Source organism: Sphingomonas sp. TZW2008 (assembly GCF_002117915.1).
In the GTDB taxonomy this organism is placed as follows: Bacteria; Pseudomonadota; Alphaproteobacteria; order Sphingomonadales; family Sphingomonadaceae; genus Sphingomonas.
Genome location: NZ_BDJB01000002.1, coordinates 1 through 12,983 on the forward strand (window position 1 = coordinate 1; position 12,983 = coordinate 12,983).

General features: G+C 62.5%; 13 protein-coding genes and 1 tRNA gene. 5 read left to right on the forward strand and 9 right to left on the reverse strand.

The features are described from left to right. Positions 1-1,272 precede the first annotated feature (1,272 nt). From B7L05_RS01335 to B7L05_RS01345, 3 genes are all read right to left on the reverse strand, one after another. Entirely contained in the window at positions 1,273-1,560 is a 288-nt protein-coding gene (locus tag B7L05_RS01335) for a hypothetical protein (protein ID WP_085808436.1), read from the reverse strand. A gap of 257 nt (positions 1,561-1,817) precedes the next feature. After that, on the reverse strand, positions 1,818-2,396 hold the full coding sequence (locus B7L05_RS01340) for a recombinase family protein (RefSeq protein ID WP_085808437.1): 579 nt from the start codon (positions 2,394-2,396) through the stop codon (positions 1,818-1,820). A 125-nt stretch (positions 2,397-2,521) separates the two neighbouring features. Then, the gene (locus tag B7L05_RS01345) at positions 2,522-2,740 is read right to left on the reverse strand and encodes an excalibur calcium-binding domain-containing protein (protein WP_085808438.1); all 219 of its coding nucleotides are present in this window, start codon (positions 2,738-2,740) and stop codon (positions 2,522-2,524) included. An 890-nt stretch (positions 2,741-3,630) separates the two neighbouring features. Between B7L05_RS01345 and B7L05_RS16805 the strand changes: the two genes are divergently transcribed. The 3 genes from B7L05_RS16805 to B7L05_RS01355 all read left to right on the forward strand — a co-directional run bounded on the left by B7L05_RS16805 (position 3,631) and on the right by B7L05_RS01355 (position 6,326). Next, a complete protein-coding gene (locus B7L05_RS16805) occupies positions 3,631-4,116 on the forward strand; it encodes a hypothetical protein (protein WP_144037072.1) in 486 nt (161 codons plus the stop codon). Between the two features lie 255 nt (positions 4,117-4,371). Then, a complete protein-coding gene (locus B7L05_RS01350; RefSeq protein WP_256926559.1) occupies positions 4,372-5,895 on the forward strand; it encodes an ABC transporter substrate-binding protein in 1,524 nt (507 codons plus the stop codon). Between the two features lie 5 nt (positions 5,896-5,900). Beyond that, positions 5,901-6,326 carry a DUF4112 domain-containing protein gene (locus B7L05_RS01355; protein ID WP_085808439.1) on the forward strand — a complete coding sequence of 142 codons (426 nt, stop codon included), beginning with the start codon at positions 5,901-5,903 and terminating at the stop codon, positions 6,324-6,326. Here B7L05_RS01355 and B7L05_RS01360 read toward each other — a convergent pair. Then, entirely contained in the window at positions 6,323-7,423 is a 1,101-nt protein-coding gene (locus B7L05_RS01360) for an anhydro-N-acetylmuramic acid kinase (protein WP_085808440.1), read from the reverse strand. The two genes, B7L05_RS01355 and B7L05_RS01360, sit on opposite strands and share 4 nt — an antisense overlap. A 119-nt stretch (positions 7,424-7,542) precedes the next feature. On the opposite strand from B7L05_RS01360, the gene rimO reads away from it, so the two are divergent. Then, a complete protein-coding gene (gene rimO / locus B7L05_RS01365; RefSeq protein ID WP_085808500.1) occupies positions 7,543-8,877 on the forward strand; it encodes a 30S ribosomal protein S12 methylthiotransferase RimO in 1,335 nt (444 codons plus the stop codon). Positions 8,878-8,947: 70 nt separating this feature from the next. Here the strand turns inward: rimO and B7L05_RS01370 are convergent. The 3 genes from B7L05_RS01370 to B7L05_RS01380 form a co-directional block, all read right to left on the reverse strand. Beyond that, positions 8,948-9,024, reverse strand: a tRNA-Met gene (locus B7L05_RS01370). 64 nt (positions 9,025-9,088) lie between these two features. Continuing rightward, entirely contained in the window at positions 9,089-9,616 is a 528-nt protein-coding gene (locus B7L05_RS01375; protein WP_085808441.1) for a 2'-5' RNA ligase family protein, read from the reverse strand. A gap of 4 nt (positions 9,617-9,620) precedes the next feature. Beyond that, positions 9,621-11,525, reverse strand: coding sequence for a potassium transporter Kup (locus B7L05_RS01380; RefSeq protein ID WP_085808442.1), 1,905 nt, complete (start codon positions 11,523-11,525; stop codon positions 9,621-9,623). A gap of 145 nt (positions 11,526-11,670) precedes the next feature. On the opposite strand from B7L05_RS01380, the gene B7L05_RS01385 reads away from it, so the two are divergent. Then, on the forward strand, positions 11,671-11,886 hold the full coding sequence (locus B7L05_RS01385; RefSeq protein WP_085808443.1) for a DUF3072 domain-containing protein: 216 nt from the start codon (positions 11,671-11,673) through the stop codon (positions 11,884-11,886). Positions 11,887-11,907: 21 nt separating this feature from the next. Here the strand turns inward: B7L05_RS01385 and B7L05_RS01390 are convergent, their stop codons facing one another. Together B7L05_RS01390 and ccmE are read right to left on the reverse strand one after the other, a co-directional pair. Further along, positions 11,908-12,546 (reverse strand): hypothetical protein, encoded by a 639-nt coding sequence (locus B7L05_RS01390; protein ID WP_085808444.1) that lies wholly within the window; start codon positions 12,544-12,546, stop codon positions 11,908-11,910. Then, positions 12,543-12,977, reverse strand: coding sequence for a cytochrome c maturation protein CcmE (ccmE, locus tag B7L05_RS01395; protein WP_085808445.1), 435 nt, complete (start codon positions 12,975-12,977; stop codon positions 12,543-12,545). Before ccmE ends, B7L05_RS01390 begins: the two co-directional genes overlap by 4 nt. Positions 12,978-12,983: the final 6 nt, after the last annotated feature.

Below are 12,983 nucleotides of genomic sequence, written 5' to 3' on the forward strand. Positions count from 1 at the left end.
TCTCCTCGCGAAGCCTGAATCAGATCGCGACACTCACATCAATGGGTCCTGACCCTAGGCGGCAACGCTCACAGCTTGTGAAGAATCCGGATTTTTCGGGCGCCAAAATCTGCATCCAATCCCAAAAGAGAAGAGCCGTGTCGGTAAGACATACGCCACAACAGGCACGCGCCTTAGCAGCCTTAGCCAATTTAAGACCCTACAGACACGTTTGCTCACTTTGTGGCGCCATTTGTCCATCTGGAACCTTATCCGCGCTGTAGGATGCCTTAGCGGGCAGAATAGAGCCTATTCCGCTTAAGGGAGTATAGAAGATCCACCGCGAATAGAATGCTTCCACCGGCTTACCGTCCTTATTGGTGCGCGGTATAAAGCGCATTTTTGATAAGCGCGGTTCACGCTACCCTAAGCAAGCATTCGTAGGCTTAGCAGATGATTGTATGGCTCTTTGCAGCGCCCGGCCAGTTGTGCGCGCTTTCCGATGACGAGGAAGGCTCATGCCTTCCCGCAGCGTTAGGTCCGTGGGAACGGCTACGTTCAGTGTCTTTCGACGGGATCGACGATGACGAACGCAAAGCCATCGGTATAATCCGCCAACATGGCTACTGCTGCTTCGAAGTAGAATAGCAGCAATGCTGCCGTTCTTGCCAAGCTCCCGCAGATTTCTAATAGCGCTAACTATGCCGCTGTAAGCCTCACTGCACGATTCGAGCGGCAGAGCTAGTTGCGCCCTGTCCTGCAAGATACAACGCCGCTCAAGCCTTTATACGATGAAATCAGCAAGCTCGCGCGTGGACGAGTATCGAAGAGCTTGGCGGTAATCCTAATCAGTACAACGTCCGTATCGCGCAATATCATATCACCTAAAATTTATGGCGTGGAATCTTGTTGCGCAGCGCCGCATTTGGTCGTAAGGCTCGATCAATCAAGGTTCAATACGCAGCTAATGCGGGGATACCATGATGGAGAAGGATGCAGACTACTTCTATCGGCGGGCGGAAGAAGAGATAAAACGTGCGACAGAAGCGACTTGCCCGGAGGCTGTGAAGCTTCACTATGAGTTGGCAGATCGCTACTTAGATCGCGTCTATTCCGACGCCGATAGAGAATCCTTTTTGCCTAGCGGGGAACATCACGCACTTTAAATGTCGCCATTGATCTATTCTTTGCCCGCGATCGATGCGTGTACACAAAAAAGCCTCATCTTGCTCTTATTTGAGGCATTGCTTCGTTCCTGCGGTTAACGCGTTAGCTGAAAGCAAGCAGCATTCGTTAATCATTATCGCGCAAATTATGATCTGGCTCTGCTAGTTTGCGAGAGTCGTCCATCACCCGGTTGATCAGGGAGTCGGTTCCCGCCTCTTCCAACATTCTGCCCATCTTAATTGCAACGTCGGGCATCATGGACATAATCTCTCCGTCGTGTCCCTCGACAAATACGTGCCCGTCTTCGACCCAAACTCTCCTAGGACTTCCATACTCTTTTGATCGAGCAAGGCGGACGGCAAGCTCCTGCTGCTCCACAAGCGTTAAGGAGTCGTGAGGCTTGTTTAGGTCCATCGAAAGTCCAATCGATATGTAATTGGCGATAAACTTCTGCGGATTTGTGTTCCTGTAACGTGTTTCGTAGGCGACTGCCAATATTTAGATTAGTTCGTATCGATAGCTTTCTGTGCGCAGTAGCTTATCTAAGTTGGTCACCGCACGGCGATCAATTTAAGGCACCGGCCAGTGGCCAGCCGACGACGATAAGGGCGATAGGGTACTTCAATGCCATAACGGCTTAGATGCGCTGTACGGGCTTTGTACGGGCAAAATCAGGCAGCCCGCTTCTCTACCCGCTGGATTGCCGCGCGCGAAACGCTGTAGCGCTTTGCTAATTCACCAAGCGACACACCCGATGCTCTAGCCGCGCGGATGTCCCGTTGCTGATCGCTCGACAGGCTTTGCGGTCGCCCCAACACCTTTCCCGAAGCCTTCGCCCGCGACAGACCCGCTTGGGTCCGCTCGATAAGAAGGTCACGCTCGAATTCGGCAACGGCAGCGATAACGCCCATCGTCATCTTACCGGCAGGGGAAGTCAGATCGACGCCACCTAGGGCAAGGCAATGAACGCGGATGCCTTCTGCCGCCAAGCGGTCTACCGTTTGTCGCACGTCCAATGCAGAACGCCCGAGGCGATCAAGCTTGGTGACGATAAGTACGTCGCCGCTTTCAAGACGATCAAGCAGCTTGGCGAAGCCCTTCCGCTCAACCGCACACACCGAACCGGAAACAGTCTCGCTAACGATGCGCTTCGGATCGACCGCGAACCCGGCAGCTTCAATCTCGCGAACCTGATTATCAGTGGTCTGATCGAGGGTGCTAACGCGGCAGTAGGCGAAGGTACGGCTCATCAGGGCAATTCCTGTATCGATTCGGTGCATCGATATTGCAGGTGTATCGTAAACCTGTCGAGTCTATTATTCGATTAACGCTTCGACGATGTAATGAAATCGACCGTCTTAGATGCGGCACGCGATCAGAAGTAAGGCTCGCAAGCGACGCCATCACTGTCCCCGTCCATTTCAGGACGGTAACCCGGCTCGCCCCGATGAATTGGTGCAGCACCAGCGGCGCGAGCATCGTTGCAGCCACTATAATAGACTGATCGCTCGACCTTCGCGGTTTCGTCCGGTGATCGCCGTGCGTTGTTCCACCAGCGATGCAGTGTTGGCGTAGCGAACCAAACGAGTGCCATGACAACGACGAATAGGAAGACGATATCAAAAACGGAGTTGCCTTGCTTAGAAGGGACTCGTTGGCGTTTGCTGAAAGGTCCACCCTCACGTTGCGCGTGACGGAAGTTTGGATAGCGTTTAGACACACAGGGATCGTGCAACAGGCAGGTTGCTAACCAGCTAACGCCGCTGATCGCTTAATCGTCCAACACACATTTAGACCTTCCGCGTACTGTCGCTTTAGCTGCGGATGCGACCGCACGGTACGAGAATGGCGTCTCATACCACCGTCCCGGCAAGGCATACCCAAGAAATCAGCTTAGGTTTTGACTCGACACTAGAAGCTATCGGCTCTTGCCTGACAACTTAACAGCTGTAACCTGCTGATTAATCAGGGGAGTATACAAATGGCGGAACAAGGCACGCCCGCGACGATAGCAGGATCGCTCGTCGAGGGACTTCCTCAAAGCGTTATTCATCGATATACCACGTAGCAACCGGAAAGGTTGAAAATCAAACCAAGTTTTTACGCGGATCGAAAGAGATTGAACAGGCAGACATATTCCGCCTTTACGATATGCTCATTCAAAGACTGGAACACTACACTGTTGTAGCCGGACCTACCGTTACTGTTGTTACTAAAACGTCAGAAGATCAAAAGCTAACGTATAGTTCTTGGGAGCGTTTTCGTGCTATTCAAATAAACTCTGTTGACGTAACTTCCGAACTAATATTGCGCTTGGAATTTGTTATACAGATTCCACACACAATTGCGCCGCAAAGATGTATTATTTCTATTGATTTGGATTCTGGCTTACCGATGGTCTGCGACACGAAAAGGCCCGTTAGCTCTGGACTATACGACTTTCTCTCAATGTATGCTGACGATTGGCAAACTATGAGAGTGTCGGTGGACTTCGTTGACTTCCTCGTTGCAAAAACCTTCACCGCAACATGCGAAGAATGGTTTTCGAAGCTTTCCCCGGTTCCCCAATCGAAGTTTGCAGCGTGGTTTTCGCAACGCCTACAAATTGCGCGAATTGCTCTTTCGCAAACTGGACGCGCCAGCTTTGCCATTTTTATGGCCGGCTTTCTTTTCTTTTCCGAAGGTAAAGTTTCCGCATCAACAATACTATACGCAGCTTGTCTAGGTTTGTTGCTTTGGGCTGTAACAAACGTTCTTGCATCTTCGGCGTCAAGGTCAGCGACAAAGCAAGTCGGTCTTTCGGTCCTTCCTACCGTCATACTGCTGACCGATGGAGACACCAAAGCTTACAAAGGTGTTCGCGAGCGATCAGCCGGGGCTTTAACCGCTTCGATACGATTGGCGACCATAGGCTTAATTCAGATCGCTTTGAATATCGTAGCAAGCTATTTGTACGCCGCGGTCACCTAAGGACGTCATTAACCTATTACTCGCGGAAGTTCGGCCATCTTCAAGCTAAAGGGTGGACGTAATATCGACGGAGCAGCTGGATCAGTGAAGTGCGCTGCAATCGCTCCGCTTTAGTGAGCAACGCAGCTTCGAGATCGTCCGCCGTCGGTGAAATTTTGGTGTAATCATGCCGGGAATTCAGGGTAAAACGGGGGTATAACAAGGCCATACCGCCCCCTGCCCCAGCCGGAATTCCGGTGCAATAAGAGCATCATAGTGACATTCCGGGCATCTATCTCGAACCGACTTAAAATCTTCTGCCCCTATGGGCGTGCGGGTTCGAGTCCCGCCGTCCGCACCATCACGCTCGCACTGGCGCTGGCCGCCGGCGGATGCGAGCGCCGTGCCGACGTCGGCGCGGTGATCGTCAGCGCCGTCGGCGACACGCCTGATCTACGCACAGCGGCTGAGTTGACCGCGCAGCCTGCCGCACGCCTCTATGCCGATGCGGTGGCGCAAGGCCTCGTCCGGTTCAACGCCGCCGGACAGGTCGTGCCCGGGATCGCCGAACGGTGGATCGTCACCGATGAAGGCATGACCTACATCTTCCGCCTGCGCGATCTGCGCTGGTCAGACGGTCGCCCGCTGCGCGCCGCGGAAGTCGTCGCCAATCTGCGCCGCCAGCTTCGCACCAGCAGCGACAATCCGCTGACGCCCTATCTCACCGCGATCGAATCGGTTGTCGAGATGACGCCCAACGTCATCCAGATCGAACTGTCGCGGCCCCGCCCCGATCTGCTCAAGCTGTTCGCGCAGCCGGAACTCGCGATCGTGCGCTACGGCGAGGGAGTCGGCAGCGGTCCGATGCGGCCGGTCGGGCGCGTCGGGCGCGTCACGCGGCTGACGCCGATGGCGGACCCTAGCCGCGCCGCGGACGAACGAACGCAGCCGACGCCGGAGGACGACGTGGTGCTGATCGCCGAGCGCGCGGCGAGCGGCGTGGCGCGCTTCGCCGCGCGCAAGTCGGACCTGGTGACGGATGGACGGATCGGCGACTGGCCGCTTGTCGCGGCCGCGGGAGTCGCGCAGCGATCGATCCGGCTCGATCCGGCGGCGGGACTGTTCGGGTTGGCGATTGCCAGCCGCGAGGGGTTCCTCGCGACCCCCGAGAACCGCGCCGCGATCGCACTGGCGATCGATCGCCGGCAGCTTACAGAAGCGTTTTCGGCCGAATGGACGGCGAGCGAAACGCTGCTTCCGGCGCTCCTCGATTCGGCCGCGCCGCCCGCACGCGCGCCGTGGATGGATATCGCGGCAGCGGATCGCCTTGGCGCGGCGCGCGCGCAGGTGGCGACGTGGCGTCAGGCGAACGGCGGCGCGCCACGCCTGCGCCTTGCCCTGCCCCCCGGACCCGGCGGTACGCTGCTATGGGCGCGTTTCGCGGCGGACCTGTACGCGGTCGGCATCGTCCCGCAACGCGTGGCGATCGACGACGAAGCGGAGTTGCGCCTGATCGACGCGGTAGCGCCGTACGACAGCGCGCGCTGGTATCTTTCCACTGCGTGCGTGATGTGCGGCGACGATGCGCGCGCCGCGATCGAGGCCGCTCGAATCGCGCCGACGCTGGGCGAGCGTGCGCTGGCGCTCGCGTCCGCGGATGCGGCGCTGGCGCGTGACGTCGCTTTCGTTCCACTGGCACGGCCGTTTCGCTGGTCGCTTGTCGCGCTGCGACTGCGCGCGTGGCAGCCCAACGATCGCGCATGGCACCCGTTGAACGCACTGCGCCGCGATCCCAATTGATCGGAATGACGCAGAACATTCCCTCGCCCGACGCCGCCGCGATTCTCGCTGCGCTGCCACTAGGGCGCGACCCGGTCTCGATCCGCCGCCGGATCGAGGCGGTGGAGCGCGTGATGGAGGGCGCGTTCGAGATACCGGGGACCAGTCGCCGCGTGGGGCTCGACACGCTGATCGGTCTGATCCCAGTAATCGGCGACGTCGTTGCGGGCGCGATCGGCGCGTGGATCGTGTGGGAGGCGCGCAATCTTGGCATGAGCCGGTGGCAGCTGACGCGGATGGGCGCGCGCGTCGGATTCGACACGATGCTCGGCCTGGTGCCGTTCGTCGGCGATGCGGCGGATTTCTTCTACCGCTCGAACAGCCGCAACCTGCGCACGATCAAGCGCCACCTCGATCGCAATCACCCCGCGACGGTGACGATCAACGCTTAGGCAGCGGGTGCGCGCGGTGTGAAGACCGTGCCGCCCGGCATCGGTTGGTCGACACCGGTCGTGCCAGGAAACGAGATCGGTAGTCCTGCGAGCGTACGCGCGGCCATATAGGCGAAGCCCTCCGCCTCGATCGCGTCGCCGTTCCAGCCCAATCCATCGACGGGTTCGGGCCTGATGCCGCAGCGATCGGCGATCATCGCGAGCAGCGTCGGGTTGTGCCGCCCGCCGCCGGCGACGAGCAGCCGCGCCGGCCGCTCGGGGAGCCATGCGAAGGCTTCGGCGACCGTCGCCGCGGTGAACGCCGTCAGCGTCGCCGCACCGTCAGCCGCGCTGAGCCCACGCGCCGGCTGGATGGTGAAATCGTTGCGGTCGAGCGACTTGGGCGCGGGCAGCGCGAAGAACGGGTGATCGAGCATCGCCGTCAGCACCGCCTCGTCGACTCGGCCGCTCGCCGCGAGCGCGCCGCCGGCGTCGTAGCGCGCGCCGCTCTCCGCCTCGACCCAGCTGTCGATCAGTCCGTTGGCGGGGCCGGTATCGAACGCGACGAGCGTACCGTCGCGCGCAATAGCGGTGATGTTCGCGACCCCGCCGAGGTTGAGCACGGCGAGCGGCCGTTCCAGCGCGGCGGTGAGCGCCGCGTGATAGACTGGCAGCAGCGGCGCGCCCTGCCCGCCCGCTGCGACGTCCGCGCTGCGAAAATCGGCGACGGTGGTGATTCCAGTGGCGTCGGCGAGCGCCTGACCGTCGCCGATCTGCCACGTCCAACCGCGATCGGGGCGATGCGCCACCGTCTGGCCGTGAAAGCCGACCACGCAGACGTCCGACGCGACGACGCCCGCATCGCGCATCAGCTTCTGCACCGCAAGGACATGGGTGCGCGTGATCAGATCGGCCGCCGCCATCACCTCGGGATTGGCACGCGGCCGATCGAAGCTGAGCGCGCGCGCGGTCGCCTCCGCCAATTGCTTGCGCGCGGCATCGGAATAGCTCTCGCCGCGAAAGGCGATGGCGCGCACCTGACGCTCGCCATCAGTGTCGATCAGCGCCGCGTCGACTCCGTCGAGCGACGTGCCGGACATCAGCCCGATTGCCAGCATAATCCTGTCCCCATGTGCCGCGATGATCGACGATGGCCGAGCGCGGCGGCGTCGCGCGCTCCAGCATATCGGCCGGGATATGGCAAATTGCGCCGATCAGCCCTATGTGCGCGCACCTCATGGCAACGCATCTTCCCTCACCGCCCCGCGTGGGCATGGTGTCGCTCGGCTGTCCGAAGAACCTCGTCGACAGCGAGCGGATTCTGACTCAGCTACGCGCCGATGGCTATCACATGTCGCCCGATTATGCCGGGGCGGACGTGGTGCTCGTCAACACCTGCGGCTTCCTCGATTCCGCCAAGGAAGAGAGCTTGGAGGCAATCGGCGAGGCGATCGCCGAGAACGGCCGGGTCATCGTGACGGGGTGCATGGGCAAGGAAGCCGAGGCGATCCGCGCGCGCTTCCCGCAGGTTCTCGCGATCACCGGCGCGCACGAGTACGAGCAGGTAGTGGAGGCGGTGCACGAGGCGGCGCCGGCGAACCTGTCGCCGTATATCGACCTTATCCCCGACGCCGGGCTGAAGCTGACCCCGCGGCACTACAGCTATCTCAAAATTTCCGAGGGCTGCAATCATCGCTGCGCCTTCTGCATCATCCCCTCGCTGCGTGGCGATCTGGTCAGCCGTCGTCCCGATGCGATCCTGCGCGAGGCGGAGAAGCTGGTCGCGGCGGGAACGCGCGAGCTGCTGGTGATCAGCCAGGACACGTCGGCCTACGGCGTCGACCTGCGGCACGCGGCCTATCCGCTGAAGGGTGGTGGCGCGGTTCGCGCGCACATGACCGATCTGGCGCGCGAACTGGGGCGGATCGCGCCGTGGGTGCGGCTGCACTACGTCTATCCCTATCCGCACGTCGATCAGGTGATCCCGCTGATGGCGGGAGGGCTGGTGCTGCCGTACCTCGACATTCCGTTCCAGCACGCCGCTCCCAACGTGCTGCGCGCGATGAAGCGGCCCGCGAACGATGCCAAGGTGCTGAACCGCATCCGCGGCTGGCGCGAGATCTGCCCCGACATCGCGATCCGCTCGACCTTCGTCGTCGGCTTTCCGGGCGAGACCGAGGCCGATTTCGAATATCTTCTGCAGTGGCTCGACGAGGCGCAGCTCGACCGCGTCGGCGCGTTCCGCTTCGAGCCGGTGGAGGGCGCCAGCGCGAACCTGCTGCCCGATCCGGTGCCCGAAGAGGTGAAGGAAGAGCGCTACGCCCGGATCATGGCGAAGACCGCCGCGATCAGCGCGGCGAAGCTGCAGGCGAAGGTCGGTCGGACGCTCGACGTGATCATTGATGCGGTGGGTGACGAAGGGGCGACCGGACGCTCCTACGCCGATGCGCCCGAGATCGACGGAGAGGTGCATCTGCGCGACGCGGCCCATCTCGCGGAGGGCGATATCGTGCGCGTGACGATCGAAGACGCCGACGAGCACGACCTGTTCGGGGTGCCGATCACGGGGTGATCCCTCACGAACGGCCCGGCAACTGCGGACCGTGCGCGGTCAGTATTGCGGCTCCTGAAGCGCTCGCGAGTGGTAGCGGAGGAGGGACTTGAACCCCCGACCCCAGGATTATGATTCCCGTGCTCTAACCAGCTGAGCTACTCCGCCGCGCCTTCGTGAAGGGGCAAGTACCGCTCGCGAGGCGCGGGCTATAGCAGGGGTTGAGAGGGCGTCAACCCGCGAACATGTGCCGCGATAAAGGCTCCCACGGCCCGCCGCGATACCACCACGATGCCAGCCCGACGATCGCGAGCGAACGCGGACGATAGTCCGTCGTCAGCGCGGCGAGAAGCGCCTTGGCGGTGGCGGCCTCGACCTTGTTCTGCACCGTGACGTGTGCACGCCAGCCGGCCTGATCCTGCGGCGTCAGCAGCCCCTGAAAACCTTCCGCCAGACGCGTGCGGATCGCGGCGAGCGCGGGGCTGTCGATGCGATAGGCGACACCGCGACCGAGCGAGAACGGCGCCGCGAGGCGTGCCTCGGGCCGGCGCACGCCGCGCGTCTCCTCCGCCAGCCGGCGCTTCACCTCAGCCGCAGCGCTGGGCGGCAGGTGGTGGAACATGGTGAGATGCGCGGCGAGCTGGTTGCGCTCGGGCGGAAAGTGCGCGCGGCGCAGCCCGTCGAACCAGGCATGATCGGCGTCGCCGAACAGCGCCGTGACGATGATCGGCGCTGGAACCGAGCCGGGCGCCTCCGTCATTGCCTCAGATCTCGATCTGGCTGCCGAGCTCGACCACGCGGTTGGTGGGCAGGCGGAAGAATTCCATCGCGCTTTCCGCGTTGCGCAGCATCCAGGCGAACAGCTTCTCGCGCCAGATCGCCATGCCCGGGCGCGCCGAGGCGAGCAGCGTCTGCCGCGACAGGAAAAAGCTGGTGTCCATCATGCGGAACTCGCCGTCGCATTCGTGGAATGACTTAAGCGCAGCCGGGATATCGGGCGATTCCATGAAGCCGTAGCGCAGCACGACGCGGTGGAAACCCTCTCCCAGATCCTCGTGGACGAAGCGGTTCTCGTCCGGAAAATAGGGCATGTCGGTGACCTTCACCGTCAGCAGGATCACGCGATCGTGGAGCACGCGATTGTGCTTCAAATTGTGCAGCAGCGCGTGCGGCACGCCCTCCGGCGTCGACGTCATGAACACCGCGGTGCCGCCGACGCGGGTCGCGCTGCCCGCAGCGGAGCCGATGAACACCTTGATCGGCATCGCGCCCTCGCGCAGCCGCTCGAGCATCAGCTTTCGGCCCGATGCCCAGGTGGTGAGCAGCACGAAGACGACGATCGCGACGAGCAGCGGGAACCAGCCGCCGTCGGGCACCTTGGTGAGGTTCGACGAGAAGTACATGCCGTCGATGAACAGAAACAGCGCGACGAACGGAATCACCGCATAGAGCGGCCAGTGCCATACGCGGCGTACCAGCACCGCGACCATGCAGGTCGAGATGAACATCGTGCCGGTCACCGCAATGCCATAGGCCGCCGCGAGGTTCGACGATTCGCGGAAGCCGAGGATCAGCAGCAGCACCATCGCGAGCAGCGCCCAGTTGACCGACGAAATATAGATCTGTCCCGCTGCCGACGCGCTGGTATGCGAAATCCGCAGCCGCGGCATCAGGCCGAGCTGGATGCCCTGCTGCACGACCGAATAGGCGCCGGTAATCACCGCCTGACTGGCGATGACCGTGGCGAGCGTGGCGAGGATGACGAGCGGCAGGCGCCACGCCTCGCTCGCCATAAGGAAGAAGGGATTTTCCGCTGCCGCCGGATTGGCGAGCAGGAGCGCCCCCTGCCCCAAGTAATTGAGCATCAGCGCGGGGAAGACGAACCACAGCCAGGCGTAGGCGATCGGCTTGCGGCCGAAATGCCCCATATCGGCGTAGAGCGCCTCCGCCCCCGTCACCGCAAGCACGACCGAGCCGAGCGCTAAGAAAGCGAGCGTGCCGTCGGTGGCGGCGAAGCGCACTGCCCAGCGCGGATCGAGCGCGAGCAGGATCTGCGGCTGCGCCACGACGTGGATCAGCCCGAGAACCGACAGGGTGACGAAATAGACCGCCATAATCGGCCCGAACAGCTTGCCGACGCGCGCGGTGCCGACCGACTGGAGGTAGAAGAGTCCGATCAGGATCGCGACCGAGATGGGAATGACGAAGCTGTTGAAGCGCGCCTCGACCGTGGCGAGTCCCTCCACCGCGGACAGCACCGAAATCGCGGGGGTGATCATACAGTCGCCGAAGAACAGCGCCGTCGCGAGGACGCCGAGCAGGACGAGGCTCGGCCCCCAGCGCTTACCCGCCCCACTGCGCCGCTGAATCAGCGCGAGCAGCGCGAGGCTGCCCCCCTCACCTTCGTTGTCGGCGCGCAGGATGACCATGACGTATTTGAACGTCACGATCAGGACCAGCGACCAGAAGACGAGGCTGACGACGCCGAAGATGTGTAGCTGATCGACGGCAAGCGGATGGTGCCCGACGAACACCTCCTTCATCGCGTACAGCGGGCTGGTGCCGATATCGCCGTAGACGACGCCGACGGCACCGAGCGCGAGCTTCGTCAGCCCTTCATTGTGCTGGTGATGCGTGCCAGGCACGCCGACAGGTGCGGCGGTGCTCACCGACCGACCGTCCGAAAAGGAGCCACGAGAAGAAGAACCGCCGTTGTCCTGTCGAAAACCAAGCGCGCCTAGCACCGCGCCGATGCCGCCGCAAATGGAACGTTGCAGGAACAGGGGAGTTGGGTTGCGCGAAAGGAACATCGCAATGACCGACGCGAACCCGAAGAGCGAACCCTTCTCGAACGCCGAGAAGGACCCGGACGACTGGACCACCGGCGAGGAGCCGATGACGGGGGCACAGGCAAGCTACCTCAAGACGCTGAGCGAAGAGGCTGGCGAGGAATTCGACGACGGCCTGACCAAGGCTGACGCATCGAAGCGGATCGATGCGCTGCAGGAGAAGACCGGACGCGGCAAGTAAGACCGGACCGCCGGCGGCTGATCAGCGCGCCGGCGGCCGCGTCGCGGCGATAAACCGGTCGAGCAGATCGAGCTGTCCGGCGATCTGGCGACGATAATCGGTATTAGGGGGCGAGAGCGCGACCGCGCGGCGCCACAATCGCTGTGCCATCGCGAGATCGCCCGTGCGCAGATACGCCATACCGGCATAATAGGGCGGCGCCGGATGCTGTGGTGCGAGCCGCAGCGCCCGCTCGAACGCCAGCTTGGCGGCCGGCGACACCTTGTCACCGTCATGAATCGCGAGATTGGTGCCGAGCTGCGTCCATAGGATGAAGCTGTTTGGGATGCGGCGCAGGCCGCCGAGCACCACCTGCACCGCCGCGCGCTCATTACCGGTGCGCAGCATGGCGTCGGACGCGACGAGGTAGCTCGCATCGGCGGTGAAGCGCCCGACCAGCCGGTCGCGCAGTGCGATCGCGGCGGGATCGATCGCGATCACGTCGCGCGCGGGGCGTGCCGGGGATGCCGTGGCGCCCGGCCTCCCCTGCCACAAGTAGCCCGCTGCGCCGAGGAACAGCGCGGCGCCGGCGAACGACCACAGAATGCGCGGCAGCCGTAGCAGCACGAGTACGCCGAACGCCGACAGGCCGACCAGCGCCAGCGCGACGAAGCCGCTCACGGCTCCAGGCTCTTGGTCTCGTGCATCTTGCCGGCGAGTTCGGGCGGCATGTACTTCTCGTCGTGCTTGGCCAGCAGATTGGTCGCCACGAAGCTGCCGTCGCGCCGGAAGCTGCCCTCCGCGACGACGCCCGACCGCTCGCGAAACAGATCGGGGACGATCCCGGCAAAGGTGACCGGCGTCGTCGCCTTACCGTCCGTGACGCGGAACGCGACGGTGACCCCGTCCGCGGCGCGCGCCACCGAGCCGGCGGCAACCATCCCGCCCAATCGTACCGCGCGATCCGAGGCGAGCACTTCGGGCGTCACGTCCGACGGCGCATAGAAGAAGGCCGCCTGATCGCGCAGCCCCGACAAAGCCAGCAGCGCGGCGACGGCGATCGCGGCCACCGCGGCGAGTGCGAGCCACAGCCGCTGATGCTTGGCCTTCATTGCGGA

What these genes read in the sequence shown, in the direction of transcription:
- B7L05_RS01335 (WP_085808436.1), bottom strand. Translation starts at nt 1,560, where the DNA reads ATGGACCTAAACAAGCCTCACGACTCCTTAACGCTTGTGGAGCAGCAG.
- rimO (WP_085808500.1), top strand. Translation starts at nt 7,543, where the DNA reads ATGGCAACGCATCTTCCCTCACCGCCCCGCGTGGGCATGGTGTCGCTC.
- B7L05_RS01360 (WP_085808440.1), bottom strand. Translation starts at nt 7,423, where the DNA reads ATGCTGGCAATCGGGCTGATGTCCGGCACGTCGCTCGACGGAGTCGAC.
- B7L05_RS01385 (WP_085808443.1), top strand. Translation starts at nt 11,671, where the DNA reads ATGACCGACGCGAACCCGAAGAGCGAACCCTTCTCGAACGCCGAGAAG.
- B7L05_RS01355 (WP_085808439.1), top strand. Translation starts at nt 5,901, where the DNA reads ATGACGCAGAACATTCCCTCGCCCGACGCCGCCGCGATTCTCGCTGCG.
- B7L05_RS01345 (WP_085808438.1), bottom strand. Translation starts at nt 2,740, where the DNA reads ATGGCACTCGTTTGGTTCGCTACGCCAACACTGCATCGCTGGTGGAAC.
- B7L05_RS01340 (WP_085808437.1), bottom strand. Translation starts at nt 2,396, where the DNA reads ATGAGCCGTACCTTCGCCTACTGCCGCGTTAGCACCCTCGATCAGACC.
- ccmE (WP_085808445.1), bottom strand. Translation starts at nt 12,977, where the DNA reads ATGAAGGCCAAGCATCAGCGGCTGTGGCTCGCACTCGCCGCGGTGGCC.
- B7L05_RS01375 (WP_085808441.1), bottom strand. Translation starts at nt 9,616, where the DNA reads ATGACGGAGGCGCCCGGCTCGGTTCCAGCGCCGATCATCGTCACGGCG.